This is a genomic window from Actinoplanes sp. M2I2 (assembly GCF_023544445.1).
In the GTDB taxonomy this organism is placed as follows: Bacteria; Actinomycetota; Actinomycetes; order Mycobacteriales; family Micromonosporaceae; genus Actinoplanes.
Genome location: NZ_JALPVJ010000005.1, coordinates 521,018 through 547,053, shown reverse-complemented (window position 1 = coordinate 547,053; position 26,036 = coordinate 521,018). Strand labels below are relative to the sequence as shown.

Here is a 26,036-nt window from a genome sequence, read left to right as displayed (position 1 = left end):
CCGCCAAGCTTCGGTCTGATCGAAGAACTGGCAGACATAGGAGACAGACGTGATTCAGCAGGAGTCGCGACTGCGCGTCGCTGACAACACGGGTGCCCGGGAGATCCTGTGCATCCGCGTGCTCGGCGGCTCCGGTCGCCGTTACGCGAGCATCGGCGACGTCATCGTGGCCACGGTCAAGGACGCCATCCCCGGCGCCGGTGTGAAGAAGGGTGACGTCGTCAAGGCGGTCATCGTTCGCACCGCCAAGGAGAGGCGCCGTCCCGACGGCTCGTACATCCGCTTCGACGAGAACGCCGCCGTCATCATCAAGGACGGCGGGGACCCCCGCGGTACCCGCATCTTCGGCCCGGTCGGGCGCGAGCTGCGCGACAAGCGGTTCATGAAGATCATCAGCCTTGCGCCGGAGGTGCTGTAAACCGTGAAGATCAAAAAGGGCGACACGGTTATCGTCATCGCCGGCAAGGACAAGGGCGCCAAGGGCAAGGTCATCGCGGCCTTCCCGCGGCGGGACAAGATCCTCGTCGAGGGCGTCAACCGCGTGAAGAAGCACGAACGCATCCGCACCACCCAGCGTGGTTCGAAGACCGGTGGCATCGTCACCCAGGAAGCCGCGATCCACATCTCGAATGTGCAGATCGTCGACGACCAGGGCAAGCCGACCCGCATCGGTTACAAGGTCGACGAGAACGGCAACAAGGTCCGTATCGCGCGTACGACCGGTAAGGAACTCTGATGACTGCCGCTACCGAGACCAAGACGCTGCCCCGCCTGAAGCAGAAGTACCGTAGTGAGGTTCTCTCCGCGCTTCAGGAGCAGTACAAGTACGGCAACCCCATGCAGGTTCCGGGCCTGGTCAAGGTCGTCGTGAACATGGGTGTTGGCGAGGCCGCCCGCGACGCCAAGCTGATCGACGGCGCCGTGCGTGACCTGACCACCATCACCGGTCAGAAGCCGCTCGTGCGGCGGGCGACCAAGTCCATCGCGCAGTTCAAGCTGCGTGAGGGCATGCCGATCGGCGCGAAGGTGACCCTGCGCAACGACCGGATGTGGGAGTTCCTCGACCGGCTGCTGTCGATCGCGCTGCCCCGTATCCGTGACTTCCGCGGGCTCGACGGGCGCAAGCTCGACGGGCACGGGAACTACACCTTCGGTCTGACCGAGCAGTCGGTGTTCCACGAGATCGACCAGGACCGGATCGATCGTCCGCGGGGCATGGACATCACGGTGGTCACGACCGCCAAGACCGACGACGAGGGCCGGGCGCTTCTCAAGCTCCTGGGCTTCCCGTTCAAGGAGAACTGAGCATGGCTAAGAAGGCGCTGATCATCAAGGCAGCCGCGAAGCCGAAGTTCGCCGTGCGTGCGTACACCCGCTGCCAGAAGTGCGGGCGTCCGCACTCGGTCTACCGCAAGTTCGGCCTGTGCCGCGTTTGCCTGCGGGACATGGCCCACCGTGGTGAGCTGCCCGGCGTGTCCAAGGCTTCCTGGTAACCCCATCCAACCGCCCCACTACCGCCTCAGAAGCGGTCCGAAGGCTGGTCTAGAAACACCGCTTCGCCGTAGGCCCGCAGGTGTGGGAACCCCGGCGAGAAAGGTTGACGAACACCCATGACGATGACGGACCCGATCGCAGACATGCTGACGCGTCTGCGTAACGCCAACCAGGCGTACCACGACAAGGTGACCATGCCCTTCTCGAAGATCAAGGCGAACATCGCCGAGGTCCTCAAGGCCGAGGGTTACATCGCCTCCTGGTCGGCCGAGGAGCCCGAGGAAGGCGCTGTCGGCAAGCGTCTGGTCGTTGAGCTCAAGTACGGCCAGAGCCGCGAGCGCAGCCTCGCCGGTATCAAGCGCGTCTCGAAGCCCGGCCTCCGGGTTTACGCCAAGTCCGACGAGCTCCCGCGGGTGCTCGGCGGCCTCGGCGTCGCGATCATTTCGACGTCCCAGGGACTGCTGACCGACCGGCAGGCCCGCAAGCGGAGCGTTGGCGGGGAAGTCCTCGCCTTCGTCTGGTAACTGGAGACTGAGAAACCATGTCGCGAATCGGACGTAAGTCGATCCCGGTCCCGGCCGGCGTCGATGTCACCATCACGGGCCAGACCGTCAAGGTCAAGGGCCCCAAGGGCGAGCTCTCGCACACCGTCTCCGAGCCGATCACGGTCGAGCAGGAGGGTGCCGAGCTGCACGTCAACCGCCCCAACGACGAGCGTCGGGCCAAGGAGCTCCACGGCCTCTCGCGTACCCTGGTCGCCAACATGATCGTCGGCGTCACCGAGGGCTACAAGAAGACGCTGGAGATCAACGGCACCGGTTACCGGGTCACGGCCAAGGGCAAGGACCTCGAGTTCGCCCTCGGCTTCTCGCACCCGGTGAACGTCGTGCCGCCGGCCGGCATCAGCTTCACGGTGGAGCGGCCGACGCAGTTCACGGTCGCGGGCATCGACAAGCAGCTCGTCGGCGAGGTCGCCGCCAACATCCGGAAGATCCGCCCGCCGGAGCCCTACAAGGGCAAGGGCGTCAAGTACCAGGGCGAGGTCATCCGCCGTAAGGCCGGAAAGGCAGGTAAGAAGTGACCGCCACGCTGCTCAAGCGTCGCAACGGCGCGGGTGTCTCCGCCAAGCGGGCTGTCGGAAAGGCGCGTCGGCACTTCCGGGTCCGTCGGAACGTCCGCGGGACCGCCGAACGCCCCCGTCTGGTCGTCACCCGGTCGTCGCGGCACATCACCGCGCAGATCATCGACGACCTCAAGGGCCACACGCTGGCCTCGGCCTCCACGCTCGACGCCTCCCTGCGGGGCGGCGAGGGTGACAAGAGCGCTCTGGCCGGCAAGGTCGGCGCTCTGCTCGCCGAGCGGGCCAAGGCCGCGGGCGTGTCCAAGGTCGTCTTCGACCGCGGTGGCAACAAGTACGCGGGGCGGATCGCCTCGCTGGCGGATGCCGCTCGCGAAGCCGGACTCGAGTTCTAGGAGGAATTGACCAATGCCTGGTCAGCAGCGCCGAGGCGGCGGGTCCGGCGGTAACACCGAGGGTGGCAACCGCCGGGACAACCGCCGTGAGGGCGGCCGCGGGAACGCGCCCGTCGACAAGACCCCGCATCTCGAGCGGGTCGTCGCGATCAACCGTGTCGCCAAGGTTGTCAAGGGTGGTCGTCGCTTCAGCTTCACCGCCCTGGTGATCGTGGGCGACGGCGACGGCACGGTCGGCATCGGCTACGGAAAGGCCAAGGAGGTGCCCGCGGCCATCGCCAAGGGCGTCGAGGAGGCCAAGAAGCACTTCTTCAAGGTTCCGCGGATCGCCGCGACGATCCCGCACCCGATCATCGGCGAAGCTGCCGCGGGTGTCGTGCTCCTCAAGCCGGCCTCCGCCGGTACCGGCGTCATCGCCGGTGGCCCGGTGCGTGCCGTGCTGGAGTGCGCGGGCATCCACGACATCCTGTCGAAGAGCCTGGGTTCGTCGAACCCGATCAACATCGTGCACGCGACTGTGGCCGCTCTGAAGGGCCTCGAGTCGCCGGAGGCGGTCGCGGCTCGCCGTGGCCTGCCGGTCGAGGATGTGGCGCCGGCGGCCATGCTGGCGGCGCGTGCGGAAGCGGCGGTGCGCTGATGGCCCGTTTGAAGGTCACCCAGATCCGGTCCCACATCGGCCGTAAGCAGAACCAGCGGGACTCCCTGCGGTCGCTCGGCCTGAAGCGGATCAACGATGTGGTGGTCAAGGAGGACCGCCCCGAGATTCGGGGCATGATCTTCGCCGTGAACCACCTCGTGACGGTTGAGGAGGTCGAGTAATGGCGATCAAGGTCCACCACCTGCGCCCGGCGCCCGGAGCCAAGACGGCCAAGACCCGCGTGGGTCGTGGTGAGGGCTCCAAGGGCAAGACCGCCGGCCGCGGCACCAAGGGCACCGGCGCCCGCAAGAACACCCCGGCGGCGTTCGAGGGTGGGCAGATGCCCATCCACATGCGTCTGCCGAAGATCAAGGGGCTCAGGAACCGGCCCCGCAACAAGGTCGTCTTCCAGGTCGTGAACCTGGACCGCCTCGCCGAGCTGTTCCCGAACGGCGGCGAGGTCGGCCCGGACGAGCTGTTCGAGGCTGGCGCGGTTCGCAAGAACCAGCCGGTCAAGGTCCTCGGCTCGGGCGAGCTGGGCGGCGTGTCGCTGACGATCAAGGCGCACGCGTTCAGTGAGTCGGCCAAGGAGAAGATCGCTGCTGCCGGTGGTTCCACCACCGAGCTGTGATGCCTGTGGGGGTGTCTGCCCGGGCGCCGCGAACGCGTCGCTCGGGCAGCATCCCCTTTGTGGCGTCTGACCTGGCCTTTTTTCGGCGGGCCGGATGCCTACGCGCGGTGCAGGCTACCGTGACACACCGCGCTGCACTAAGACTGTTAGAGTCCGTTCCCAGCTAGGGATATCGGTCGTCCGGACCGATGCCTTCCCCCACCCGCCGATTGCGGCGGTAACCTCGCGCAGGAGGAAGAAGTTGCTCTCCGCCTTTACCAGTGCGTTCCGGACGCCTGACCTGCGCAAGAAGCTGCTGTTCACGGTCTTCATCATTGCGCTGTACCGGCTCGGTGCCACATTGCCCAGCCCAGGTGTCTCCTACACCAACGTGCGGCGCTGCCTCGACATCGTGAACTCCTCCGACAGCAGCGGCGTCCTCAACCTGTTGAACCTGTTCTCGGGCGGCGCGCTTCTTCAGCTGTCGGTCTTCGCGCTGGGCATCATGCCGTACATCACGGCGTCGATCATCCTCCAGCTGCTGACCGTGGTGATTCCCCGCCTCGAGCAGCTCCGCAAGGAGGGCCAGTCCGGCCAGGCGAAGATCACGCAGTACACGCGCTACCTCACGCTGGGCCTCGCGGTCCTGCAGTCCTCGGCCTTCGTCGCCCTGGCGCGGACCGGGCAGCTGTTCGGCAACGCCTGCGACCAGACCAACCCGCAGTTGCAGATCATCCCCGAGAACACCGGCCTGCCGGTGTGGCTCACGCTCTCGGTCCTGGTGCTCACCATGACCGCCGGCACCGGCATGGTCATGTGGCTCGGCGAGCTGATCACCGACCGCGGCGTCGGCAACGGCATGTCCGTCCTGATCTTCACCTCGATCGCCGCCCGCCTTCCCGGTGAGGGCTGGTCGATCAAGGAGTCCAGCGGCGTCGCCAAGTTCATCCTGGTGATCGTGCTCGTCCTGGTCATCATCGGCCTGGTGGTCTTCATCGAGCAGGCGCAGCGTCGCATCCCCGTGCAGTACGCCAAGCGCATGATCGGCCGCCGGATGTACGGCGGCACGTCGACCTACATCCCGCTGAAGGTCAACCAGGCGGGTGTCGTCCCGGTCATCTTCGCGTCGTCGCTGCTCTACCTTCCGCAGCTCTACTTGCAGTTCTTCGATCCGAACAACCTCAAGGGCTACCAGGTCTGGATCCAGAAGTGGCTGGCCGACCCCACGAGTGAGCTCTACATCGGGGTCTACTTCCTGCTGATCATCTTCTTCACGTACTTCTACGTCTCGATCACGTTCAACCCGACCGAGGTCGCGGACAACATGAAGAAGTACGGTGGTTTCGTTCCGGGTATCCGCCCGGGCAAGCCCACCGCTGATTACCTGGACTTCATCCTCAGCCGGATCACCCTCCCCGGTGCGCTGTACCTTGGTTTGATCTCGGTCCTGCCGAACTTCTTCTTCATCTGGCTGAATGCGCAGCAGTACCAGAACTTCCCGTTCGGTGGTACGGCAGTGCTGATCATGGTGGGTGTGGGTCTGGAGACGGTGAAGCAGATCGAGAGCCAGCTGATGCAGCGTAACTACGAAGGGTTCCTCCGGTAGTGGCAGGCAAGCTCGGCGCTGCTCTTGCGTCGGCGGTCAGCGAGGCTCGTTCTCACCGAAGCGAGGCGATGTAGGTGCGGCTGGTACTGGTGGGCCCTCCGGGGGCCGGCAAGGGGACCCAGGCTGAGTTCATCGCCGCCCATCTCGCCGTACCGAAGATCTCGACCGGAGACATCTTCCGGGCGAACGTCTCGCAAGGGACGCCCCTGGGCGTCGAGGCCAAGCGCTACATGGACGCGGGCCAGCTGGTTCCGGACGAAGTGACCATCAACATGGTCCGGGACCGGCTGGCCGAGCCGGACGCCGGTGACGGCTTCCTGCTCGACGGCTTTCCGCGTACGGTGCCGCAGGCCTCGGCTCTCGACAAGCTGCTCGCCGACCTCGGCACCGCGCTCGACCTCGTGATGGAACTCGTGGTCGACGACGACGAGGTCATCCGCCGGCTGTCGGGCCGGCGCACCTGCCGCGGCTGCGGAAAGATCTGGCACGTCGAGTTCGACCCCACCAGCAAGGAGAACATCTGCGACCGCTGTGGGTCGGAGCTGTTCCAGCGGGACGACGACAAGGCCGAGACGATCGCCAACCGGCTGGTCGAGTACGCCGAGAAGACCGCGCCGCTGGTCGACTTCTTCGGGGCGCAGGGCAAACTGGTCGGGATCGACGCGACCGGACCGGTCGAGGACGTCACGGTGCGCGCCATCGACGCCCTGCGGTCCTACGGGGGCTGACGTGCGCCGCCCCCAGCTGGACATTCAGCTGAAGAGTCCCGAGCAGATCGAGAAGATGCGCGGCGCCGGCCTGGTCGTCGCCGCCGCGCTGCAGGCGATGCGGGAGGCCGTGGCCCCGGGCGTCTCGACGGCCGACCTCGATGCGATCGCCGAGAAGGTCATTCGCGACGCCGGCGCCGTCCCCTCGTTCAAGGGCTACCACGGCTTCCCGGCCTCGATCTGCGCCTCGGTCAACGAGCAGGTCGTCCACGGCATCCCCGGCGCCGAGCAGGTGCTGCGCGAGGGCGACCTGATCTCGCTCGACTGCGGCGCGATCCTCGACGGCTGGCACGGCGACTCGGCAATCACCGTCGGCGTCGGTGAGACCGACCCCGCGCTGCTCAAGCTGGCCGAGGTGGCCGAGGAAGCCATGTGGGCCGGCATCGCGGCCGCGGCCCGAGGCGCGACCAACGGCCGGGGCAGGCTCACCGACATCTCCTTCAACGTGGAGAAGGCGGTTCGTAAGGCGGGCCGCTACGGCATCGTCGACGGCTACGGCGGGCACGGCATCGGCACCGAGATGCATCAGGATCCGCACGTCCTCAACCACGGCAAGCCGGGCAAGGGCCCTCGTCTGGTGCCCGGGCTGTGCCTGGCCATCGAGCCGATGATCACGCTGGGCTCCCCGCGGACGTCCGAGCTGGACGACGGCTGGACCGTGGTGACCCGCGACAACTCGATCGCCGCCCACGTCGAGCACACGATGTGCCTGCTGGAGGACGGCGTGTGGGTGACCACCGCGCCGGACGGCGGCCGGGCCCGGCTCGGCGATCTGGTCACCTCGCGTCAGCCCTGACTACCGGTGGATGGTTCTCTCGGGCATGCTGGGACGCATGGGGCGGGAGTCTGCGGAGCATTCCGATAGAGACATGCGGGCCGGCGACGGCGACCGCAAGGCAGTCGCGGAACAGTTGAAGTCGGCGCTGGACGAGGGCCGCCTCGACCTGCACGAGTACGACGAACGCCTGCAGCGCACCTATGCCGCCAGGACCTATGCCGACCTGGACGGGCTGCTCGACGACCTGCCGGGGACGGTCCCGGTGCAGCACTCGCAGATTCAGCCGGCCGGCTCGCCGCCGGCTCCCACGGCGGTCGGCGGTCCCGGGTCCGCCCCACGCGACTCCGCGCCCTGGCTGGGGCCCTACGCGGGCGTGGTGCTGGTCTGCACGCTGATCTGGCTGGTGACGAGCATCGCCTCCGGGGAGCTGCTCTACTTCTGGCCGGTCTGGACGATGATCCCGCTGATCCTGGGCTTCTTCGGCCGGCGGCACGGCAAGGGCCGCTGAGCGGGTCGCACTGGATCGGGGATGCCACCATGGCTGAGATGAGCCGGGAGCAGATGCGGGCCGCCGACGAGGACCGCCGGCAGGTCGCCGACCAGCTGCGCCTCGCCCTCGAGGAGGGCCGGCTCGACCTCACCGAGTACGACGAGCGCATCCAGGGCGCGTACGCGGCCAAGACGTACGCCGAGCTCGACCGGCTCCTGACCGATCTGCCCAACGCGGCGCCCCTGGTGCCGGCGCAGCCGGTCGCGGTGCCGGTCCCGGCGCCTGAGGGCGTCCGGGCGGCCTGGATGGCCCACGTCTGGGGTTCCTGGGCCAAGGCGGTGGCCTTCTTCACCCTGATCTGGGGAGTCACGTTCCTGGCGAGCACGGACGCTGTCATCTACTGGCCGGTCTGGATCGTCGGCCCCTGGGGTCTGCTGCTCCTGGTGCGCACCGCCGTGGGTCTGGCCAACGGCGAGCCGCGCAAGCACGCCGAGGAGACAGAGCACCGTCGTCGGCTGCGGGAGCACAAGCGCCATCGCAAGGCGTTGCAGGCTCGGGCCGTGGCGGCGGGGGAGCTGCCGGCCAAGCCGACCAAGGAGCAACGGAGGGCGTTCATCGCCGAGGCGGTGGCCCGAGGCGACCTTCCACCGAAGCCTCGACGGCCCGAATAGGCTCTATGTCCGGTTTTCCGGGCTACGACACACCCGACCTCGGGTAGCGGCGACCTCGGTTTGGTGTGCCGGTGGGGCGCGCGTACACTGGCTAGCTGGCGCGCAGCGTCCACTCTCGCATGTCCTCAGCGCTTCGAGGCCGGCGGGAGCCGCGGCTGGTCCGGGTCGGTGACGACCCGGGTAAGACGTTGCAGCTAATCCCGAACCCCAGTGTCAGGTAGCGGAGGACATGCCTAAGAAAGACGGAGCCATCGAGATCGAGGGCCGCGTGATCGAGCCCCTGCCGAACGCTATGTTCCGCGTTGAGCTCGCCAATGGTCACAGAGTTCTTGCACATATCTCAGGCAAGATGCGGCAGCACTACATCCGCATCCTTCCCGAGGACAGAGTCGTCGTCGAGCTTTCGCCGTACGACCTCACCCGTGGGCGAATCGTCTACCGCTACAAGTAACCGGGGGACGGGGCAGGATCACGTGAACCCGTCCGACTGAGAGTTAAGGCAAACCGTGAAGGTCAAGCCGAGCGTCAAGCGGATCTGCAACAACTGCCGGGTCATCCGGCGGCACGGCCGCGTCATGGTCATCTGCAAGACCGACGCGCGCCACAAGCAGCGCCAGGGCTGAGTCCCCGGTAGCTGTCAGATCCGGCATCACGAACAAGCTCGTCCCAGCCACGCAAGTGGCCGTACCCCCGGCGCGGAGGCCGGGGCCCGTCCGGGCAGACGGGACGGGACTGGCACAGACCTCCGAACGATTCTGAGGAGCACGCCCGCTTATGGCACGACTCGTCGGCGTCGATCTGCCCCGCGACAAGCGGATGGAGATCGCGCTCACCTACGTCTACGGGATCGGTCGCACCCGTGCTGTCGAGGCACTGACCGCTACCGCGATTGACCTGAACAAGCGCGCCAAGGACCTCACGGACGAGGAGCTGGTCCAGCTCCGCGACTACATCGAGGGCAATTTCAAGGTTGAAGGTGACCTTCGCCGCGAGGTCGCCGCGGACATTCGCCGCAAGGTTGAGATCGGCTCGTACGCCGGCATCCGCCACCGCCGGGGTCTCCCCGTGCGGGGACAGCGGACCCGTACCAACGCTCGTACCCGCAAGGGCCCGAAGCGCACGGTCGCCGGTAAGAAGAAGCCCGGTCGGAAGTAATAGGAGCGCACTGACTTATGCCACCGAAGGCACGCGCTGGGGCCGCCGTCAAGAAGGTCCGGCGCAAGGAACGCAAGAACGTCGCCCACGGGCAGGCGCACATCAAGAGCACCTTCAACAACACCATCGTGTCGATCACCGACCCGACCGGTGCGGTCATCTCCTGGGCCTCCTCGGGCCAGGTGGGCTTCAAGGGCTCCCGCAAGTCGACTCCGTTCGCCGCTCAGCTGGCCGCCGAGGCCGCCGCGCGCCGGGCCATGGAGCACGGCATGCGCAAGGTCGACGTGTTCGTCAAGGGTCCCGGCTCCGGCCGCGAGACCGCGATCCGTTCCCTCCAGGCCGCCGGCCTCGAGGTCGGGCAGATCAGTGACGTCACGCCGCAGCCGCACAACGGATGCCGTCCGCCGAAGCGCCGCCGGGTCTAAGGGAGAGATCGAAGCATGGCTCGTTACACAGGGGCGGACTGCAAGCGCTGCCGCCGCGAGAAGATGAAGCTGTTCCTCAAGGGCAGCAAGTGCGACGGGCCCAAGTGCCCGTTCGAGTCGCGTCCCTTCCCGCCCGGCCAGCACGGCCGTGGCCGGACCAAGGAGACCGAGTACCTGCTCCAGCACCGCGAGAAGCAGAAGGCCCGCCGCGTCTACGGCGTGCTCGAGAAGCAGTTCCGCGGTTACTACGAGGAGGCTGTCACCAAGCCCGGCAAGACCGGTGAGGTGCTGCTGCAGATCCTCGAGTCGCGTCTCGACAACGTCGTCTACCGGGCCGGCCTGGCCCAGTCCCGGGACATGGCCCGCCAGCTGGTCAAGCACGGCCACTTCCTGGTCAACGGCGTGAAGGTCGACATCCCGTCGTACCGCGTCAAGGAGCACGACATCGTGACCACGCGGGAGAAGTCGAAGGAGATGACCCCCTTCGTCGTCGCCCAGGCCCAGGCCGGTTCCCGGCCCGTGCCGGCGTGGCTCGAGCCCATCCCGAGCGAGATGAAGGTCCTCGTTCACTCGCTCCCGGCCCGGGCTGTCATCGACACCCAGGTCCAGGAGCAGCTGATCGTCGAGCTCTACTCCAAGTAGCGCTTTGCCGGGGGCGTCGATCCGGCGCCCCCGGTGCATCACCACGGACGGCCATCAAATAGTGGGTGGCCCGACAGAAAGAAGAACAGCGTGCTCATCAGCCAGCGACCCTCCCTCTCCGAGGAGTCGATCAGCGAGACCCGCTCCCGGTTCACCATCGAGCCTCTCGAGCCGGGCTTCGGGTACACCCTCGGTAACTCGCTGCGGCGGACCCTGCTGTCGTCCATCCCGGGCGCGGCGGTCACCAGCATCAAGATCGACGGCGTCCTGCACGAGTTCACCACGATCCCCGGTGTCAAGGAGGACGTGGTCGAGCTGGTCATGAACGTCAAGGAGCTGACTGTCAGCTCCGAGCACGACGAGCCGGTCAGCATGTACCTGCGCAAGCAGGGCCCGGGCGACGTCACCGCCGGTGACATCCAGCCTCCGGCCGGCGTGTCCGTGCACAACCCCGACCTCAAGCTGGCCACGCTCAACAGCAAGGGCCGGCTCGACATGGAGCTCACCGTCGAGCGGGGCCGTGGCTACGTCACGGCGGCGCAGAACAAGAGCGCCGGCGCCGAGATCGGCCGCATCCCGGTCGACTCGATCTACTCGCCGGTCATGAAGGTGACCTACCGCGTCGAGGCGACCCGTGTCGAGCAGCGCACCGACTTCGACCGTCTGATCATCGACGTCGAGTCCAAGGCTTCCATCTCGCCGCGCACCGCGCTGGCCTCGGCCGGCTCCACGCTGGTCGAGCTGTTCGGCCTGTGCCGCGAGCTGGACGAGACCGCCGAGGGCATCGACATCGGCCCGTCCCCGCAGGACGCGCAGCTCGCGGCCGACCTGGCCCTGCCGATCGAGGAGCTGGACCTCACCGTCCGGTCGTACAACTGCCTCAAGCGCGAGGGCATCAACGCCGTGGGTGAACTCATCGGGCGGACGGAGGCCGACCTTCTGGATATAAGGAATTTCGGTCAGAAGTCGATCGACGAGGTCAAGATGAAGCTCGCCGGAATGGGGCTGGGCCTCAAGGACAGCGCGCCGTCCTTCGACCCCGCGCACGTCGTGGACTCGTTCGGCGACGTGGATTACGACACCGACGACTACCGCGAGACCGAGCAGCTCTAAGAGTCTTGGCCCGGCCGCTTCAAACAAGGAGCATTTGGAATGCCCACGCCCACCAAGGGAGCCCGCCTCGGCGGCAGCCCGGCGCACGAAAAGCTCATCCTGGCCAACCTGGCCACCGAGCTCTTCCGGCACGGGAAGATCAAGACCACCGAGGCCAAGGCCCGCCGGCTGCGCCCCCTGGCTGAGCAGCTCATCACCAAGGCCAAGCGCGGCGACCTGCACAACCGTCGCCGCGTGCTGGCCACGGTGAAGGACAAGGACGTCGTGTACGCCCTGTTCGAGCAGATCGCTCCGCGTTACGGCAACCGGCCGGGTGGCTACACCCGGATCACCAAGACCGGCCCGCGCAAGGGTGACGCCGCTCCCATGGCCGTCATCGAGCTGGTCGAGGAGCTGCAGATCGCGGCGACCACCGCGCCGGCCAAGAAGGCCGCCCGCAAGGCCACCGCGCAGCAGGACAAGGTCGAGGCGCTCGCCCGCGAGGACGAGACCCCGGCCGCGACCGAGCCCGCCTCGACCGAGCCGGCCGCCGGCACCGCGTCGAAGGCTGACACGGACGCCGACCAGGACGCCGAGCCGCCGGTGAACGCCTCCGGCGACAAGGGCGCCGAGGGCCCCGGCGACCAGGCCGAAGGCGAAGACACCAACGCCAAGGCCTGAGCTGTCCGACAAGGCTTGAGCTGTCTGACAAAGGACCCGGCACCCTCTCGGGGGTGCCGGGTTCTTTCTGTCCGAGGCTCGTTGAGGTACGCGTGACGAGTCCAGTGGTACGCCGGGGTGTTCCCGGCCGCCGTCGTTGGTCAGGACCGAGGAGAGAGCTGCGGTCATGGAATCCATCCGCTTGCGACTGGACGTCTCGTACGACGGCGGCGACTTCTCCGGGTGGGCGGTCCAACCCGGACAGCGCACGGTCGCCGGGGTGCTGGTCGAGGCGCTCGGCCGGCTCGTCGGGGCGGAGACGCCGCTGGGGCTGACGGTCGCCGGGCGTACGGATGCCGGGGTCCATGCCACGGGCCAGGTGTGCCACGTGGATCTTCCCGTCGGCCTCTACGCATCACTCGCCTCGTCGCTCCTGCGCAGACTGGGCGCGCTGATGCCGCCGGACGCGCGGGTTAGGGCGGTCACGCCGGTGCCCCCGACCTTCGACGCGCGCTTCTCGGCCACGTTCCGGCGCTACGAGTACCGGGTGGCCGACACCGTGTGGGGGCCGGAGCCGTTGCGGCGCAACGACACCATCGGATGGCCCCGCCCGCTCGATGTGGGCCGGCTCGACGCCGCCTCGTACGGGCTGACCGGCGAACACGACTACGCGGCGTACTGCAAACGCAAGGAGCACGCCACCACGGTCCGGGCGATCACCCGCCTCGACTGGCGGCGCGACGAGGACGGCGTCGTCGTGGCCACGGTGCAGGCCGACGCCTTCTGCCAGTCGATGGTGCGCAGCCTGGTCGGGGCGTTGCTGGCCGTGGGCGACGGGCGGCGCGACCCGGGCTGGCCGTCCACCCTGCTCACCCTGTCGGAACGCTCCAGCGCGGTCACCGTCGCGCCCGCGCACGGGCTCACCCTGATCGCCGTGGGCTACCCGGACGAGGGAGACTACGCCGCCCGTGCCGAGGCCACCCGGCGCCTGCGAGCCTAGGCAGCCGAGGGCACCGATCCGCTCAGGTGAGTGTCGACGAGGTCGGCCGTGATCCGGGCCGCGTACGGGTCGTCGCTGGGCACCAGCTCGCCGCCCGGCCCGGTGATCACGCAGTAGAGCAGGTGGTTGCCGCGGGCGTGCCAGCCGACCTGCGCGCTGGCCGGGTCGCCGCCGAGGTCCCCCGGGAGCGTGGTGAACCCGCCGTCCCCGGTCTCGACCATCTTGCGCACCACCTCGTCGACCTCCGTGGCCGCCCCCGTGTCGGCCAGGGTGAACACTCCGGCGGTGACCCGGTAGCCGCCCGGGTAGGGGGCGGTCAGGCCGGCCCGCACCACTTCGCTGCAACCGTGGCGCAGCAGCACGGTCCCGAGCGCGCCGGTGGTGGCCGCGCGGCAGTCGGCGCCCCGATCCCGCTGCTCGATCCGGTAGGCCCCCGTGGCGCCGGCCGGTCGTACCTCGTCGCCGGAGAACAGCTCCCCGAGACCGCCGGCCGGCGGCCCGAGTGTGACGGCCGACTGCTGCTGGTGCCGGCTCGAGGCGTGCACGAGGAAACCGATCGTCAGCACCAGGCCGAGCAGGATGACACCGGCGAGGCCCTGCGTGAGCCACAGCACGGCCCGCTGCGGCTCGACCGGCGTCCGGGGCGCGGCCCGGCGCCGGGGAGGGGCATGCCGGGTGGGCCGGCGGGGTGGCGCCGCCGGCGGCCGGTGCTGGCCTCCTGATCCGATGCCGCGGGTCAGGAGGCCGCTTGCTCCGATGCCGCGGGTGAGGAGGCCGCTTGCTCCGATGCCGCGAGCCAGGAGGACCAGGCCGCCGCCGGCGGTCGCGCGGTGGGCTGGACGGGAAGGGGTGCCGAACCGCATGCCGATCAGGCTAGAAGCGCACCGTGATCGATGAACGCACAGGATGTGCGGCACCCCGCCGGACGGTCGCGCGTTATCCGGCGGCAGACTGGTGTGGTGACCGCCGACCATTACTTCAGCGCCGAACCGGCCGCGCCCGAGGTGCGCAACGAGATCGAGTTCAACGTCGCGGGCCGTGACTACCGGCTGACCGCCGCGTCCGGGGTGTTCAGCGCGGGCCGGCTCGACCCCGGCACCGCCGTGCTGCTGCGCAAGGGCGGCCTGCCCACCGCCGACGTCACCGGCACGTTCCTCGACCTCGGCTGCGGCTACGGGCCGATCGCCTGCGTGCTGGCCACCGAGGCGCCGCTGGCCGTGGTGCACGCGGTCGACGTCAACGCCCGGGCCCGCGAGCTCACCGCGCTCAACGCCGGCACGCTGGGCCTGGCCGACCGGGTGCGGGTGGCCGCGCCCGACGACGTGCCGTCCGACGTGACGTTCGACCAGATCTGGAGCAACCCGCCGACCCATGTGGGCAAGGCCGAACTGCGCGCGCTGATGGAGCGGTGGCTCCCGCGGCTGGCCCCGGGCGGCGTGGCCTGGCTGGTGATCAATCGGCATCTCGGCGGTGACTCTCTTCACTCCTGGCTGGCCGAGGGCGGCTGGCCGGTCCAGCGCATGGCCAGCCAGAAGGGCTTCCGCGTGCTGCGGGTGGCCGGAAAAACAGACTGACGCGGGGGCCCTCGCCCGGCGATGATGGCGGCCATGGGTTACGTGGATGTCGCAGGGGCCGGTTTCGTGCTGCCCGACGGGCGCCGGCTCTTCGCCGACGTCGCCTTCCGGGTGGGTGAGGGGGCCAAGGTCGCGCTGGTCGGGCCGAACGGCGCGGGCAAGACCACGTTGCTGCGCCTGGTGGCCGGCGACCTCGCGCTGCCCGAGGGCACGGTCGCGCGCTCCGGCGGCCTCGGCGTGATGCGCCAGTTCATCGGCATGATCGGCGACGACCGTACGCTGGAAGACCTTGCCTTGTCGCTCGTGAAGCCGGAGCTGGCCGCGGCCGGTGACCGGCTGGCCAAGGCGGCGGCCGCGCTGGACGAGACCGAGCGCAGCCAGTTGGCGTACGCCAATGCCCTGGCCCACTGGGGTGAGGCCGGGGGATACGAGGCCGAGGTCCTCTTCGACACCGTGGCCGTGGCCATCCTGGGCAAGCCGTGGGACGAGGTGCGGCACCGTCCGGTGCGGACGCTCTCGGGCGGGCAGCAGAAGCGGTTCGCGCTCGACCTGCTGCTGCGCGGCGACGACGAGGTGCTGCTGCTCGACGAGCCCGACAACTTCCTCGACGTGCCGGGCAAACGCTGGCTCGAGGCGCGGCTGCGCGAGTCGCCGAAATCCGTGCTCTACGTCTCGCACGACCGGGAACTGCTGGCCCAGACGGCCGACCGGGTCGTCACCGTCGAGGGCGGCAGCGCGTGGACCCATCCGGGCGGCTTCACCTCCTGGCACGAGGCCCGTGTGCACCGGCACGAGAAGCTCGAGGAAAATCGCCGTCGCTGGGACGAGGAACACCAGAAGCTGCGCGAGCTGGTGTTCATGTATCGGCAGAAGGCCGCCTACAACTCCGACATGGCCTCGCGCCTGCAGGCGGCGGTGACCCGGCTGCGCAAGTTCGAGGAGGCCGGCCCGCCGCCGCTGCCGCCCAAGGACCAGTCGCTGCGGATGAACTTGCGCGGCGGCCGCACGGCCAAGCGCGCGGTGATCTGTGAGCAGCTCGAGATGGAGAACCTGACGTTCCCGTTCGACCTGGAGATCTGGTACGGCGACCGGGTCGCGGTGCTGGGCGCCAACGGCACCGGCAAGTCGCACTTCCTGCGGCTGCTGGCGGCCGGCGGCACCGACCCCGAAGCCGAGAACAAGCCGGTCGACGGGGCCCCGCTGGCCCACGTGTCGCACAGCGGTGTCGCCCGGCTGGGCGCCCGGGTGCGGCCGGGTCACTTCTCCCAGACCCACGACCGGCCCGAGCTGCTCGAACGCACACCGGTGGAGATCCTCTGGCGCGGCGACGACCACCGGTCCGGAATGGACCGGGCCGGGGCGATGAAGGCGCTCAACCGGTACGAGCTGGCGGCCCAGGGCGACCAGCGGTTCGGCACGCTCTCAGGCGGTCAGCAGGCACGTTTCCTGGTGCTGCTGCTCGAGTTGTCGGGCGCGACCGTGCTGCTGCTCGACGAGCCGACCGACAACCTCGACCTGGCCTCGGCCGAGGCGCTCGAGGAGGGCCTCCGGCTGTTCGAGGGCACGGTGATCGCGGTCACCCACGACCGCTGGTTCACCCGTTCCTTCGACCGCTTCGTGCTGTTCCAAGGCGACGGCGAGGTCGTCGAGACGCCGGAGCCGGTCTGGGACGTGCGCTAGTTTTTCGCCGCGGGCCGGGTTATGGTCCGAGACGAACAACCCCACGGGAGTCCGGTGCACCGGGCTGAGAGGGGGGCTGACGCGGCCCCCGACCGTCGAACCTGATCCGGATCATGCCGGCGCAGGGAGGAGCGTCCGTTGTCGTTTCCGCGTTTGCACATCGTCACCGACTCGCTCGACGTCGTCCGGGGCGTGCTCGGGCACGGCCCGGTCGCCGTCCAGGTGCGGGTCAAGACCAACGACCGCGAGGCGTACGCCCTGACGGTGGCCGCCCTCGAGCTGTGCCGGCCGGCCGGGGCGCTCTGCCTGGTCGACGACCGGGTCGGCGTGGCCCTGGCCGCCGGCGCCGACGGCGTGCACGTGGGCGCCGACGACCTGCCGGTGGCCGCCGCCCGGCGCGTGCTGGGGCCGGACGCGGTGCTCGGCGCGACCTGCCGCGATCCACAGGCGGCCCGGGAGGCCGTCGCCGCCGGCGCGAGTTACCTCGGTGTCGGGCCGGCCTTCGCGACCACGTCGAAGAACGGTCTGCCCAACCCGATCGGACCGGACGGTGTCGCGGCGGTGACCCGGGCCGTGCCGGGCACACCGGTGATCGCGATCGCCGGGATCACGCCCGGGCGGGTGCCGCTGCTCGACTGCTACGGCGTGGCCGCGATCTCGGCCGTCGTGGCCGACCCGGCCGGCGCCACGGCCGCGTTCCTCAAGGAGCTGGCCGCCCATGAGTGACATCGTCGTTGTCGGAGGCGGCATCGTCGGGCTGTCGATCGCCTTCCGGCTGGTCCGCGGCGGCGCCGACGTGACGGTGCTGGACGGTGGCGACGAGGGCGCCTGGCAGGTGGCGGCCGGCATGCTCGCGCCGGGCGGCGAGTCCGCGTACGAACATCCGGCGCTGGCCCGGCTGCTCGAACGCTCGGCCGAGCTGTGGCCGGGCTTCGCCCGGGAGCTGGGCGTGGACGTCGGCTACGACGACACCGGCACGCTGAGCCTCGCGATGACGGCCGACGACATCGCCCAGGCGGCCCGCGTGTGGACCCGGCAGCAGCTGCCCCTGTTGCGGCCCTCGGAGTTGCGCGAGCTGGAGCCGGCGCTGTCCCCGCGCGTACGGGCCGGGGTGCTCGCTCCCCACGAACGTCAGGTCGACCCGCGCAAGGTCGTGGCGGCGCTGCGGGAAAGCCTCGGCTCGCGGATCGTGCCCAAGCGCGTGCAGTCGCTGTCCGACGTGGACGCCCGGACGGTCGTGGTGGCGGCCGGCACCGGCACGGCCGCGCTGACCGGGTTGCCGGTGCGACCGGTCAAGGGCCAGGTGCTGCGGCTGCGCGGGGAACCCGGCCTGCTGCGGCACGTGCTCGACGCCGCCGTCGACGGTCGTGAGGTCTACATCGTGCCGCGGGCCGACGGCGAGATCGTGGTCGGGGCGACCCAGGAGGAACGCACCGACCGGCTGGTCACCGCCGGAGCCGTGCACGATCTGCTGCGCTCGGCCATCGAGCTCGTGCCCGCGCTGGCCGAGCTCGAGCTCACCGAGACCACCGTCGGCCACCGGCCCGGCACGCCCGACAACGCACCGCTGCTGGGCCGGCTCGACGACCGGGTCGTGGTCGCGGCCGGCCACCACCGCAACGGCGTCCTGCTGGCGCCGGTCACCGCCGACCTGATCGCCGGCCTGCTGCTCACCGGCGACACCGATCCGATGCTGGCCGACTTCTCGCCCCGGAGGTTCTGATGCGGCTGACAGTCAACGGGCGCAGTTCCGACGGCTTCGTGCGCGAGCTGTCCGTACGGGAACTGGTCGAGACGATCACCGAGGCCCGGCGTGGCGTGGCGGTCGCGGTCAACGGCGAGGTCGTGCCCCGCTCCACCTGGGACGCCCGGGCGCTGGCCGAGGGCGACTCCGTCGAGGTGCTCACCGCGGCGCAGGGAGGCTGACGATGTTCGAGAAGTCACGGCTGATCCTCGGCACCGGCGGTGCCAACAGCCTGGCCGCGCTGGAGGAGGCGATCGTCGCGTCCGGGACCGACCTGGTCACCGTGGCGCTGCGCCGGGTCGACGCGGCCGGGCCGGGACTGCTGCCGATGCTCGACCGGCTCGGCGTACGGGTGCTGCCCAACACGGCCGGCTGCTACACGGCCGGCGACGCGGTCAAGACCGCCCGGCTGGCCCGCGACGCCTTCGAGACCGACCTGGTCAAGCTCGAGGTGATCGGCGACGAGCGGACCCTGCTGCCCGACGGGATCGAGCTCCTGCGGGCGGCCGAGACGCTGGTCGGCGACGGGTTCACGGTGCTGCCCTACACGAGCGACGACCCGATCCTGGCCCGCCGTCTCGCCGATGTGGGCTGTGCCGCGGTCATGCCGGCCGGGTCGCCCATCGGCTCGGGGCTGGGCATCTCGAACCCGCACCACATCCGGCTGATCCGGCAGAGCGTCGACGTGCCGGTGGTGCTGGACGCGGGCATCGGCACCGCCTCGGACGCGGCGCTCGCGATGGAGCTGGGCTGCGACGCGGTGCTGATCGCGAGCGCGATCACCCGGTCCGACGACCCGGCGGCGATGGCGACGGCGATGCGGCACGCGGTGGTGGCCGGACGGCTCGCGTTCACGGCCGGACGCATCCCGCGGCGCTTCCACGCTCTGGCCTCCACATCGGACGAGGGCCGGGCGCAATGGTGACGCCGGGCGGGCTCGTCGTGCTCACCGATCGGCGGATCGCCGCCGGGCCGCTGCTGCCGGTGGTGCGGGCGGCGGTCGGCGGCGGCGCGTCCTGGGTCGTTCTGCGGGAGAGAGACCTCCCGTACGCCGAGCGGGCCGCGCTCGCGGAGTCACTGCGGGAGGTCGTGCCGCCCGGGCGGTTGATCGTGGCCGGGCCGGACCCGCTCGGCGGCGACGCGGTGCACCTGGCCGCGGCCGACCCGATGCCGGCGGGCGACGTGGGGCTGATCGGGCGGTCCGTTCATGGGGCGCCGGCTCTGTCCGGAGAGGACTATGTGACGTTGTCGCCGATCTGGCCGACCCGAACCAAGCCGGGGTACGGGCCGGCGCTCGGACCGGCGCGGGCGGCCGGGCTGGCCGGTGGGGTGCCGTGGCTCGCGCTCGGCGGGGTCGACTCGGCGGACCGGGCGGCGGAATGTGCGGCGGTGGGGGCGGCCGGGGTTGCTGTGCTCGGCGCGGTCATGCGATCGGCCGACCCGGAACGGACCGCGGCCGAGCTGTCGGAAGCTTTCGCCGCCGCAGTTGCTGCTCCGGATCGGACCGCGGCCGAGTTGTCCGAGGCTTCCGCCGCTGTTGATGTTGTTGCGGTCGCCGCCGCCCCACCCAGGGTGGGGAGCCTATCGGGTCGCGCTGGAAAACAGCCGGAGTTGTCCACAGGCACGGCGGACCGTCGGCCGGGGAGGCCCGGATGACGCCGCCGGTGGTGCTGACGATCGCCGGGTCGGACTCCGGGGGAGGCGCGGGCATTCAGGCCGACCTCAAGACCTTCGCCGCGCTCGGGGCGTACGGCGTCTCGGTCATCACCGCGGTGACGGCGCAGAACACGCTGGGCGTCACCGCGATCCACCCGATCCCGATCGACGTCGTGGCGGCGCAGCTGGACGCCGTGCTCGACGACTTCCCGGTCGCCGCGGTCAAGGTCGGCATGATCGGCGACCCGGCGGTGGCCGAGCTGCTCCGGGACCGGGCCGGCCGGCTGCCCAACCTGGTCGTCGATCCGGTGCTCGTGGCCACTTCGGGGGCCCGGTTGGCCGAGACCGCCTCGGTTGCGCCCCTGGTCGCGTACCCGTGTGTGCTGACCCCGAACCGGGCGGAGGCCGGCGCCCTCGTCGGCCGGCCGGTCGAGACGGCCGAGGAGATGGCCGTCGCGGCGGAGCACCTGACCGGGCAGGGCGCGCGGGCCGTCGTGGTGACCGGCAGCGAGCTGGCGATCGACGTGCTGCGCCATGACGGGGTGACCGAGACGTTGCGGGGCGAGCCGGTGGCGACCGCCAACAATCACGGGTCGGGCTGCACGTTCTCGTCGGCGATCGCGGTGCGGCTGGCCGCCGGTGATCCGGTGCCGCTGGCTGTCCGGAACGCCAAGCGGTATGTGACCGCGGCGCTCGCCGGGGGGCGCGGCTGGCGGCTGGGCGCGGGGCCGGGGCCGTTGAACCACTTCGCTTCTTAGGTAGTCGGCAAGGGTGACATCGGGATTGCGTGCGCCCTTGTGCTGCCTGTTTTGTACCGATAGGGGAGGAAAAGAATGAGGCGCAAGACGTACGTCCAGGGACCGCGGCCCGACATCCGCGTGCCGTTCACTTCGGTCGAGCTCAGCGGCGGCAACGATCCGGTGCGGCTCTACGACACCTCGGGGCCGGGCAGCGACCCGGAGGTCGGGCTGCCCCCGCTGCGCGGGTCGTGGGCGACCGGCCGCACCCAGCTCGCCTCGGCGCGGGCCGGCGTGGTGACGCCCGAGATGGAGTTCGTGGCGGTCCGCGAGAACGTGCCGGTCGAGCTGGTGCGCTCCGAGATCGCGGCCGGACGGGCGGTGCTGCCGGTCAACCGCGCGCATCCGGAGTCCGAGCCGATGATCATCGGCTCGCGGTTCCTGGTGAAGGTCAACGCGAACATCGGCACGTCGGCGGTGACCTCGTCGGTGGCCGAGGAGGTCGAGAAGCTGACCTGGGCCACGCGATGGGGGGCCGACACGGTGATGGACCTGTCGACCGGGCCGCGCATCCACGAGACCCGCGAGGCGATCGTCCGCAACTCACCCGTGCCGATCGGGACCGTACCGATCTATCAGGCGCTGGAGAAGGTCAAGGGCGACCCGGTGAAGCTGACCTGGCCGCTGTTCCGGGAGACGATCCTGGAGCAGGCCGAGCAGGGCGTCGACTACATGACGATCCACGCCGGTGTGCTGCTGCCCCACGTGCCGCTGGCGGCCGACCGGGTCACCGGGATCGTCTCGCGCGGCGGGTCCATCATGGCGGCCTGGTGCCTGGCCCACCACGAGGAGAACTTCCTCTACACGCACTTCGCCGAGCTGTGCGAGATCTTCGCCGAGTACGACATCACCTTCTCGCTCGGGGACGGTCTGCGGCCCGGCTCGATCGCCGATGCCAACGACGAGGCCCAGTTCGCCGAGCTGCGGACGCTGGGGGAGCTGACCCACGTGGCCTGGGAGCACGACGTGCAGGTCATGGTCGAGGGGCCGGGCCACGTGCCCATGCACAAGATCAAGGAGAACGTGGACCTGCAGGTCGAGTTGTGCGGCGGGGCGCCGTTCTACACGCTCGGGCCGCTGACCACCGACATCGCCCCGGCGTACGACCACATCACCTCGGCGATCGGCGCGGCGATGATCGGCATGTTCGGCACCGCGATGCTCTGCTACGTGACCCCGAAGGAGCACCTGGGGCTGCCCGACAAGGACGACGTGAAGGCCGGGATGATCGCCTACAAGATCGCGGCCCACGCGGCCGACCTGGCCAAGGGCCACCCAGGCGCGCAGGCGTGGGACGACGCGCTGTCCAAGGCCCGTTTCGAGTTCCGCTGGGAGGACCAGTTCGAGCTGGCCCTGGACCCGGGGACGGCTCGCGCCTACCACGACCAGACGCTGCCGGCCGAACCCGCGAAGACGGCGCATTTCTGCTCGATGTGCGGGCCGAAGTTCTGCTCCATGAAGATCAGCCACGAGCTCAAGGCGCAGGGCATGGGTCAGAAGTCGGCCGAGTTCCAGGCCGGCGGGGGCAAGGTCTACGTGCCGCTCAGCGCTGGGGGTTCTGCGGCGGACTGAAGCCGTTGAACGGCGGCATCGTGATGACACCGGTGTCCGACGGGCGGAGCTCCTCGTCCGGGCGCTGGGCGGCGACGGCGGCTCGGGCGGCGACGGAGGCCCGGGCCGGCACCGCCGCGCGGCCGGTGATCGCCTGGGCCGCGCCGGCGCCCGGCAGCGGCGCGCCGGAGCGGGTGGCGGCCTGGGCGATCGCCGACTCGGGCTGGGCGTCGCGTTGCGGCAGCGGCGGTCGCTCGGAGGTGGGCCTGGCGGCCGGGCGGGGCCGGTCGGTCGCCGGGCCGCGGCTCAGCACGGCCGCGAGCACCGAGCCGAGCACGCCCGCGCCGACCGCGGTGGTCGCGGCCCAGTACGGCAGCTCCTGCAGGCGACCCGAGCCGGGACCGGCGATCAGGTAGGCGAGCGCCAGCAACGCCGGACCGGGCAGACCGGCCAGCGCGACGGCCACTGTGGACATCTGGTGGCGGCGGGCGGCCAACCCGACCAGCAGGCCGCAGATCAGCGCGAGCGCCGGCATCGTGAACAGCGACCCGCGCTCGACGAGGTCGTCCGGCACGAAACCGGCGTCGAGCACACCCAGCCGTACGGTGGGAAGTTGCTCACCCGACCGCAGCGAAGGCGCCACCGAGACGAGCGCGAGCAGCCAGACCGCGGCGCCCACCGTGACCAGGTTCCACCGGGCGGCGTTGCGGCCGAGGGCGGCCCACGCGGCGAAGATGCCGGCCGACGCGCCCAGCACCGCACACGCCCCGATCACGAACACCGCGTTCACGCCGGCGATCTCGGCGCTGCGGGCGGGGTGCATGGTGAGCGGGACGGTCGTGGCCGCGCCCAGGCCCGCCGCGATCCCGCCGATCAGCCTGCTGCCGGCGCCCGAGCGGGAGGTCAGGTGGGCCCGCCCGGCCAGCCCGCCGGCCGCCGCCGCGGTCATCGCGAACCAGGAGACCCAGGCCAGTTGAGCCGTCCAGACATCACGGTCGGTGACCTCGACGACACGGGAGAAGGTGAGCACGCCCAGCCCGTAGGCCAGGCCCAGCTGACCGGCCCCGACCAGCGCCGCGGCGCCGAATGCGGTCCCCACCAACTTCGCCCAGGTGCGAAATGCCATGCCCGGCACGTTACGGTTTCCTCGCCTACACGCTCAACAGCGGGGGTCCATTCTTAAAAGCCCGCTTAGATAAATATACGAAGAGTAATGGTTCAGGCCATCAAAAGATCGTGCAGCAGCGCGCTGCACCGTGCCACCTCGTCGGAATGCGCCGTACGGCCCAGCGTTCGCGGGCGCGGGATGCGCACGTCGACGATCTCGCGCACCCGGCCCGGCCGCGGGCTGAGCACGACCACCCGGTCGGCCAGCAGGACCGCCTCGTCGATGGAGTGGGTGACGAAGACGGTGGTCGCTTCCTGTTCCATGTGGATGCGCTGCAACTCGCCCGACAGCTCCTCGCGGATCAGCGGGTCGAGCGCCGAGAACGGCTCGTCCATCAGCATCACCTGAGGGCGTCCGATCAGCGCGCGGCACAGGGCCACCCGCTGCTGCATGCCACCGGAGAGCTCGTGCGGCAGCCGCTTCTCGAAGCCGGTCAGGCCGGTCACGGCCAGCAACTCGTGCGCCCGGTCGAGGTACTGCGCCTTGCGCCAGCCGAAGATCTGCACGGGCAGCAGCACGTTGTCGAGCACCGTGCGCCACGGCAGAAGTGCCGGGCGCTGGAACATCATCGACACGTCGCGCCGCGGCTTCACGACCTGTTCGCCGCCCACGTCGACGCGGCCGGCGGTCGGTGGCAGCAGCCCGGCGATCAGCCGCAGCAGCGTCGACTTGCCGCAGCCGGACCGTCCCACCACGGCCACGAACTCGCCGTCGCCGACCTCGAGGCTGACGTCGCGCAGAGCCTCGACCGTGCCCGAGCGCCCGGTGAAGGTCCGGGACAGCTGCTCGACGCGGATCATGACGCGAGCCGCCAGCGGCCGCTGCGCGCGACCAGCAGGGTGAGCGCCTGGGGCATCAGACCCGAGTGGTTGTCGGGGGTGAGCCGGATCGGCCCGGAGAGACCGTCCACCTGGGACGTCTCGATGATCTCGCGGATGGCCGGACGGTCGGCGCCGACCCGGGCCACCGCGTCGGCGATCAGGTCGACGGCGTCGGCGGCGAACGAGGCCACGCCCGAGTAGCTGCCGTAGCGGGACGTGTAGTCACGGAACCACTGCTTGCGCGAGGACTTCGCGGGCGTCGTCGCGATCACGTCGTCGATCGCCAGGATCTGGGTGAACACCATCGTCGCGTTGTCCGTGGCGCGGACGGCGGCGCGCGGGATGAACAGATCGCTCGCGGCGGCCGAGTCGAAGTAGATACTGCCCCGGAAACCCGCCGCCCGGGCGTCGGTGGCGGCCTGCTGGGCCAGGTCGGGCGGGGTCAGGACGACCAGCGCCTGCGGGTCGGTGTCGGTCAGGGCTCCGACCGCCTGGGTGATGTCGCTGGCGGCCGTCTTGACCGCGCGGGTCGCCGTCGCCGTGATGCCGGACCCCCGGGCGTCGGTGAGCGCGGCGTTGGCGCCCCGGCCGTACAGGTCGTTGGTGTGCAGTACCGCGATCTTCTTGATGCCCGTCCGGGTGAACTCGTTGACCAGGGTGGCCGCGCTGTCGGCCGAGTTCGGGCCCAGCTTGAAGATGTACTGCCGTTCGGCCACCGGGTTGACGACCTCGTCCGAGGCGGCCAGCGAGATCGTCGGGAGCCGCTTGTCGTTGATCGTCTTGGCCGCGCCGACCACGCACGAGTCGCAGATGCCGCCGATCACCGCGGCGACAGCCGGGTCGTCGCCGAACGTGCTGATGTTGCGCAGCGACACCGTCGGATCGTTGCGGTTGTCCTGGGTGCGCAGCTCGAGCTTGCGCTCGCCCAGCTGCCCCGAGTTGTTGATCTGCTCGATCCGCAGCTGCAGGGCGCGGGCGTAAGCGAGGTCGACCGCTGAGGCGTTGTTGAGATCGGCCGCGACCACCACGGTGTCGCCGCCGTCGGGAGCGTCGTCGTCCGAACTGCAGCCGGCCGCGCCGGCGAGAAGCATCGATGCCACGGCGGTGGCCGCGGTGATGCGGGGGAGCCGCACTGCGGTGCCTCCTAGAGGGGCGGGGAAGGCGGGGGCGCCGGCAGCATCGTGGTCCGCCGGAGGGCACGACGACACGGACAGCGTGTCCGTTCGATCGCGCCAAACCTTGCCAACGTGAAGGTCCCTGGTCAAGCAGGGCCCTATCGATGGAACGAGACGCTTGTCTCACATACTGGTTGAAATCTTGGAGGTAGGCCGTGACCGGGTCATCACGGAATGTCGCGGTAGGCATATTCGTGCACGTCAAAGCCCGCCGCCTGTCGAAAGTGGAGCTGCCGGAACTGCTTGCAGTCGGACACGAAGTTCGTTTCCGGGTGTTTCCAGACTTCCCAAAGGGATGTCCGCTCTGATGAAATTCCCGGGCCGCGCGACGTTCTGCGGGCGACGAACCATGGGGAAGACCGCGGAGGAG

Annotated in this window: 35 protein-coding genes, 1 pseudogene and 1 riboswitch; of the genes and pseudogenes, 32 read left to right on the top strand and 4 right to left on the bottom strand. The window is 70.0% G+C overall.

Annotated features, from left to right (window positions below):
* Positions 1-49 precede the first annotated feature (49 nt).
* The 23 genes from rplN (at position 50) to truA (ending at position 13,500) form a co-directional block, all read left to right on the top strand.
* Positions 50-418 (top strand): 50S ribosomal protein L14, encoded by a 369-nt coding sequence (gene rplN, locus HJC40_RS13545; protein WP_023358185.1) that lies wholly within the window; start codon positions 50-52, stop codon positions 416-418.
* A 3-nt stretch (positions 419-421) separates the two neighbouring features.
* A complete protein-coding gene (rplX, locus tag HJC40_RS13540; protein ID WP_250001353.1) occupies positions 422-736 on the top strand; it encodes a 50S ribosomal protein L24 in 315 nt (104 codons plus the stop codon).
* Entirely contained in the window at positions 736-1,305 is a 570-nt protein-coding gene (gene rplE / locus HJC40_RS13535; protein ID WP_250001351.1) for a 50S ribosomal protein L5, read from the top strand. Before rplX ends, rplE begins: the two co-directional genes overlap by 1 nt.
* Before the next feature lie 2 nt (positions 1,306-1,307).
* Positions 1,308-1,493, top strand: coding sequence for a type Z 30S ribosomal protein S14 (locus HJC40_RS13530; RefSeq protein ID WP_023358191.1), 186 nt, complete (start codon positions 1,308-1,310; stop codon positions 1,491-1,493).
* 117 nt (positions 1,494-1,610) lie between these two features.
* The gene (gene rpsH, locus HJC40_RS13525; RefSeq protein WP_127499781.1) at positions 1,611-2,018 is read left to right on the top strand and encodes a 30S ribosomal protein S8; all 408 of its coding nucleotides are present in this window, start codon (positions 1,611-1,613) and stop codon (positions 2,016-2,018) included.
* A gap of 17 nt (positions 2,019-2,035) precedes the next feature.
* Positions 2,036-2,575, top strand: coding sequence for a 50S ribosomal protein L6 (rplF, locus tag HJC40_RS13520; RefSeq protein ID WP_250001349.1), 540 nt, complete (start codon positions 2,036-2,038; stop codon positions 2,573-2,575).
* Between the two features lie 8 nt (positions 2,576-2,583).
* A complete protein-coding gene (gene rplR / locus HJC40_RS13515; RefSeq protein ID WP_250001571.1) occupies positions 2,584-2,967 on the top strand; it encodes a 50S ribosomal protein L18 in 384 nt (127 codons plus the stop codon).
* Between the two features lie 13 nt (positions 2,968-2,980).
* Positions 2,981-3,604, top strand: a complete 624-nt coding sequence (gene rpsE, locus HJC40_RS13510; RefSeq protein WP_221376854.1) for a 30S ribosomal protein S5 — start codon at positions 2,981-2,983, stop codon at positions 3,602-3,604.
* Entirely contained in the window at positions 3,604-3,786 is a 183-nt protein-coding gene (gene rpmD / locus HJC40_RS13505; RefSeq protein WP_250001347.1) for a 50S ribosomal protein L30, read from the top strand. The genes rpsE and rpmD overlap by 1 nt, the downstream gene beginning before the upstream one ends.
* On the top strand, positions 3,786-4,235 hold the full coding sequence (gene rplO, locus HJC40_RS13500; RefSeq protein WP_250001345.1) for a 50S ribosomal protein L15: 450 nt from the start codon (positions 3,786-3,788) through the stop codon (positions 4,233-4,235). The genes rpmD and rplO overlap by 1 nt, the downstream gene beginning before the upstream one ends.
* 241 nt (positions 4,236-4,476) lie before the next feature.
* The gene (gene secY / locus HJC40_RS13495; protein ID WP_250001343.1) at positions 4,477-5,820 is read left to right on the top strand and encodes a preprotein translocase subunit SecY; all 1,344 of its coding nucleotides are present in this window, start codon (positions 4,477-4,479) and stop codon (positions 5,818-5,820) included.
* Positions 5,821-5,894: 74 nt separating this feature from the next.
* Positions 5,895-6,548: an adenylate kinase gene (locus tag HJC40_RS13490; protein WP_020513606.1), complete on the top strand. Its 654-nt coding sequence runs from the start codon at positions 5,895-5,897 to the stop codon at positions 6,546-6,548.
* 1 nt (position 6,549) lies between these two features.
* Positions 6,550-7,383 carry a type I methionyl aminopeptidase gene (gene map, locus HJC40_RS13485; RefSeq protein ID WP_250001341.1) on the top strand — a complete coding sequence of 278 codons (834 nt, stop codon included), beginning with the start codon at positions 6,550-6,552 and terminating at the stop codon, positions 7,381-7,383.
* A 73-nt stretch (positions 7,384-7,456) separates the two neighbouring features.
* Entirely contained in the window at positions 7,457-7,873 is a 417-nt protein-coding gene (locus HJC40_RS13480; RefSeq protein WP_250001339.1) for a DUF1707 domain-containing protein, read from the top strand.
* Between the two features lie 29 nt (positions 7,874-7,902).
* Entirely contained in the window at positions 7,903-8,526 is a 624-nt protein-coding gene (locus HJC40_RS13475; protein ID WP_250001337.1) for a DUF1707 domain-containing protein, read from the top strand.
* Between the two features lie 229 nt (positions 8,527-8,755).
* Positions 8,756-8,977 carry a translation initiation factor IF-1 gene (gene infA / locus HJC40_RS13470; RefSeq protein WP_018347787.1) on the top strand — a complete coding sequence of 74 codons (222 nt, stop codon included), beginning with the start codon at positions 8,756-8,758 and terminating at the stop codon, positions 8,975-8,977.
* Positions 8,978-9,032: 55 nt separating this feature from the next.
* A complete protein-coding gene (gene rpmJ, locus HJC40_RS13465) occupies positions 9,033-9,149 on the top strand; it encodes a 50S ribosomal protein L36 (RefSeq protein ID WP_015619018.1) in 117 nt (38 codons plus the stop codon).
* Positions 9,150-9,300: 151 nt separating this feature from the next.
* The gene (rpsM, locus tag HJC40_RS13460; RefSeq protein ID WP_250001335.1) at positions 9,301-9,681 is read left to right on the top strand and encodes a 30S ribosomal protein S13; all 381 of its coding nucleotides are present in this window, start codon (positions 9,301-9,303) and stop codon (positions 9,679-9,681) included.
* Positions 9,682-9,698: 17 nt separating this feature from the next.
* Complete coding sequence (gene rpsK, locus HJC40_RS13455; protein ID WP_014440747.1) at positions 9,699-10,106, top strand: 30S ribosomal protein S11; 408 nt, start codon at positions 9,699-9,701, stop codon at positions 10,104-10,106.
* 15 nt (positions 10,107-10,121) lie between these two features.
* Positions 10,122-10,748, top strand: coding sequence for a 30S ribosomal protein S4 (gene rpsD / locus HJC40_RS13450; RefSeq protein WP_250001333.1), 627 nt, complete (start codon positions 10,122-10,124; stop codon positions 10,746-10,748).
* A gap of 90 nt (positions 10,749-10,838) precedes the next feature.
* Positions 10,839-11,861 (top strand): DNA-directed RNA polymerase subunit alpha, encoded by a 1,023-nt coding sequence (locus HJC40_RS13445; protein ID WP_221376847.1) that lies wholly within the window; start codon positions 10,839-10,841, stop codon positions 11,859-11,861.
* A 39-nt stretch (positions 11,862-11,900) separates the two neighbouring features.
* A complete protein-coding gene (rplQ, locus tag HJC40_RS13440; protein WP_250001331.1) occupies positions 11,901-12,521 on the top strand; it encodes a 50S ribosomal protein L17 in 621 nt (206 codons plus the stop codon).
* A 166-nt stretch (positions 12,522-12,687) separates the two neighbouring features.
* Positions 12,688-13,500, top strand: coding sequence for a tRNA pseudouridine(38-40) synthase TruA (gene truA / locus HJC40_RS13435; protein ID WP_250001329.1), 813 nt, complete (start codon positions 12,688-12,690; stop codon positions 13,498-13,500).
* Here truA and HJC40_RS13430 read toward each other — a convergent pair.
* Positions 13,497-14,363, bottom strand: coding sequence for a hypothetical protein (locus HJC40_RS13430; RefSeq protein ID WP_250001327.1), 867 nt, complete (start codon positions 14,361-14,363; stop codon positions 13,497-13,499). The genes truA and HJC40_RS13430 overlap by 4 nt on opposite strands.
* Positions 14,364-14,459: 96 nt before the next feature.
* On the opposite strand from HJC40_RS13430, the gene HJC40_RS13425 reads away from it, so the two are divergent.
* The 9 genes and pseudogenes from HJC40_RS13425 to thiC all read left to right on the top strand — a co-directional run bounded on the left by HJC40_RS13425 (position 14,460) and on the right by thiC (position 22,523).
* Positions 14,460-15,074: a methyltransferase gene (locus tag HJC40_RS13425; RefSeq protein WP_250001325.1), complete on the top strand. Its 615-nt coding sequence runs from the start codon at positions 14,460-14,462 to the stop codon at positions 15,072-15,074.
* 33 nt (positions 15,075-15,107) lie between these two features.
* Entirely contained in the window at positions 15,108-16,754 is a 1,647-nt protein-coding gene (locus HJC40_RS13420) for an ABC-F family ATP-binding cassette domain-containing protein (RefSeq protein ID WP_250001323.1), read from the top strand.
* Between the two features lie 33 nt (positions 16,755-16,787).
* Positions 16,788-16,899, top strand: a riboswitch (TPP riboswitch).
* Positions 16,893-17,480 carry a thiamine phosphate synthase gene (locus HJC40_RS13415; protein WP_374271707.1) on the top strand — a complete coding sequence of 196 codons (588 nt, stop codon included), beginning with the start codon at positions 16,893-16,895 and terminating at the stop codon, positions 17,478-17,480. It overlaps the preceding riboswitch by 7 nt.
* Positions 17,473-18,477: a glycine oxidase ThiO gene (gene thiO / locus HJC40_RS13410; RefSeq protein ID WP_250001321.1), complete on the top strand. Its 1,005-nt coding sequence runs from the start codon at positions 17,473-17,475 to the stop codon at positions 18,475-18,477. Before HJC40_RS13415 ends, thiO begins: the two co-directional genes overlap by 8 nt.
* Positions 18,477-18,680: a sulfur carrier protein ThiS gene (thiS, locus tag HJC40_RS13405; RefSeq protein ID WP_250001317.1), complete on the top strand. Its 204-nt coding sequence runs from the start codon at positions 18,477-18,479 to the stop codon at positions 18,678-18,680. Before thiO ends, thiS begins: the two co-directional genes overlap by 1 nt.
* A 2-nt stretch (positions 18,681-18,682) precedes the next feature.
* On the top strand, positions 18,683-19,423 hold the full coding sequence (locus HJC40_RS13400) for a thiazole synthase (RefSeq protein WP_250001315.1): 741 nt from the start codon (positions 18,683-18,685) through the stop codon (positions 19,421-19,423).
* Positions 19,417-19,992, top strand: a pseudogene (locus HJC40_RS13395) (thiamine phosphate synthase); the annotation flags it as partial. The gene HJC40_RS13400 and the pseudogene HJC40_RS13395, both read left to right, overlap by 7 nt.
* A gap of 158 nt (positions 19,993-20,150) precedes the next feature.
* Positions 20,151-20,912: a bifunctional hydroxymethylpyrimidine kinase/phosphomethylpyrimidine kinase gene (thiD, locus tag HJC40_RS13390; protein WP_250001312.1), complete on the top strand. Its 762-nt coding sequence runs from the start codon at positions 20,151-20,153 to the stop codon at positions 20,910-20,912.
* A 75-nt stretch (positions 20,913-20,987) separates the two neighbouring features.
* Positions 20,988-22,523, top strand: a complete 1,536-nt coding sequence (gene thiC, locus HJC40_RS13385; RefSeq protein ID WP_250001310.1) for a phosphomethylpyrimidine synthase ThiC — start codon at positions 20,988-20,990, stop codon at positions 22,521-22,523.
* Here the strand turns inward: thiC and HJC40_RS13380 are convergent.
* The 3 genes from HJC40_RS13380 to HJC40_RS13370 all read right to left on the bottom strand — a co-directional run bounded on the left by HJC40_RS13380 (position 22,495) and on the right by HJC40_RS13370 (position 25,582).
* Positions 22,495-23,628, bottom strand: a complete 1,134-nt coding sequence (locus tag HJC40_RS13380; protein WP_250001309.1) for a hypothetical protein — start codon at positions 23,626-23,628, stop codon at positions 22,495-22,497. The genes thiC and HJC40_RS13380 overlap by 29 nt on opposite strands.
* A gap of 92 nt (positions 23,629-23,720) precedes the next feature.
* Entirely contained in the window at positions 23,721-24,470 is a 750-nt protein-coding gene (locus tag HJC40_RS13375; protein WP_250001307.1) for an ABC transporter ATP-binding protein, read from the bottom strand.
* A complete protein-coding gene (locus HJC40_RS13370) occupies positions 24,467-25,582 on the bottom strand; it encodes an ABC transporter substrate-binding protein (RefSeq protein WP_284043157.1) in 1,116 nt (371 codons plus the stop codon). The genes HJC40_RS13375 and HJC40_RS13370 overlap by 4 nt, the downstream gene beginning before the upstream one ends.
* Between the last annotated feature and the right edge of the window lie 454 nt (positions 25,583-26,036).

Bases quoted from the DNA above. Each gene is read 5' to 3' on its own strand.
- rplE (WP_250001351.1), top strand. From the start codon at position 736: ATGACTGCCGCTACCGAGACCAAGACGCTGCCCCGCCTGAAGCAGAAG.
- HJC40_RS13530 (WP_023358191.1), top strand. From the start codon at position 1,308: ATGGCTAAGAAGGCGCTGATCATCAAGGCAGCCGCGAAGCCGAAGTTC.
- rpsH (WP_127499781.1), top strand. From the start codon at position 1,611: ATGACGATGACGGACCCGATCGCAGACATGCTGACGCGTCTGCGTAAC.
- rplF (WP_250001349.1), top strand. From the start codon at position 2,036: ATGTCGCGAATCGGACGTAAGTCGATCCCGGTCCCGGCCGGCGTCGAT.
- rpsE (WP_221376854.1), top strand. From the start codon at position 2,981: ATGCCTGGTCAGCAGCGCCGAGGCGGCGGGTCCGGCGGTAACACCGAG.
- rpmD (WP_250001347.1), top strand. From the start codon at position 3,604: ATGGCCCGTTTGAAGGTCACCCAGATCCGGTCCCACATCGGCCGTAAG.
- rplO (WP_250001345.1), top strand. From the start codon at position 3,786: ATGGCGATCAAGGTCCACCACCTGCGCCCGGCGCCCGGAGCCAAGACG.
- HJC40_RS13480 (WP_250001339.1), top strand. From the start codon at position 7,457: ATGCGGGCCGGCGACGGCGACCGCAAGGCAGTCGCGGAACAGTTGAAG.
- HJC40_RS13475 (WP_250001337.1), top strand. From the start codon at position 7,903: ATGGCTGAGATGAGCCGGGAGCAGATGCGGGCCGCCGACGAGGACCGC.
- infA (WP_018347787.1), top strand. From the start codon at position 8,756: ATGCCTAAGAAAGACGGAGCCATCGAGATCGAGGGCCGCGTGATCGAG.
- rpsM (WP_250001335.1), top strand. From the start codon at position 9,301: ATGGCACGACTCGTCGGCGTCGATCTGCCCCGCGACAAGCGGATGGAG.
- rpsK (WP_014440747.1), top strand. From the start codon at position 9,699: ATGCCACCGAAGGCACGCGCTGGGGCCGCCGTCAAGAAGGTCCGGCGC.
- rpsD (WP_250001333.1), top strand. From the start codon at position 10,122: ATGGCTCGTTACACAGGGGCGGACTGCAAGCGCTGCCGCCGCGAGAAG.
- rplQ (WP_250001331.1), top strand. From the start codon at position 11,901: ATGCCCACGCCCACCAAGGGAGCCCGCCTCGGCGGCAGCCCGGCGCAC.
- truA (WP_250001329.1), top strand. From the start codon at position 12,688: ATGGAATCCATCCGCTTGCGACTGGACGTCTCGTACGACGGCGGCGAC.
- HJC40_RS13430 (WP_250001327.1), bottom strand. From the start codon at position 14,363: ATGCGGTTCGGCACCCCTTCCCGTCCAGCCCACCGCGCGACCGCCGGC.
- HJC40_RS13420 (WP_250001323.1), top strand. From the start codon at position 15,108: ATGGGTTACGTGGATGTCGCAGGGGCCGGTTTCGTGCTGCCCGACGGG.
- thiO (WP_250001321.1), top strand. From the start codon at position 17,473: ATGAGTGACATCGTCGTTGTCGGAGGCGGCATCGTCGGGCTGTCGATC.
- thiS (WP_250001317.1), top strand. From the start codon at position 18,477: ATGCGGCTGACAGTCAACGGGCGCAGTTCCGACGGCTTCGTGCGCGAG.
- HJC40_RS13400 (WP_250001315.1), top strand. From the start codon at position 18,683: ATGTTCGAGAAGTCACGGCTGATCCTCGGCACCGGCGGTGCCAACAGC.
- thiD (WP_250001312.1), top strand. From the start codon at position 20,151: ATGACGCCGCCGGTGGTGCTGACGATCGCCGGGTCGGACTCCGGGGGA.
- thiC (WP_250001310.1), top strand. From the start codon at position 20,988: ATGAGGCGCAAGACGTACGTCCAGGGACCGCGGCCCGACATCCGCGTG.
- HJC40_RS13380 (WP_250001309.1), bottom strand. From the start codon at position 23,628: ATGGCATTTCGCACCTGGGCGAAGTTGGTGGGGACCGCATTCGGCGCC.
- HJC40_RS13375 (WP_250001307.1), bottom strand. From the start codon at position 24,470: ATGATCCGCGTCGAGCAGCTGTCCCGGACCTTCACCGGGCGCTCGGGC.
- HJC40_RS13370 (WP_284043157.1), bottom strand. From the start codon at position 25,582: ATGCTTCTCGCCGGCGCGGCCGGCTGCAGTTCGGACGACGACGCTCCC.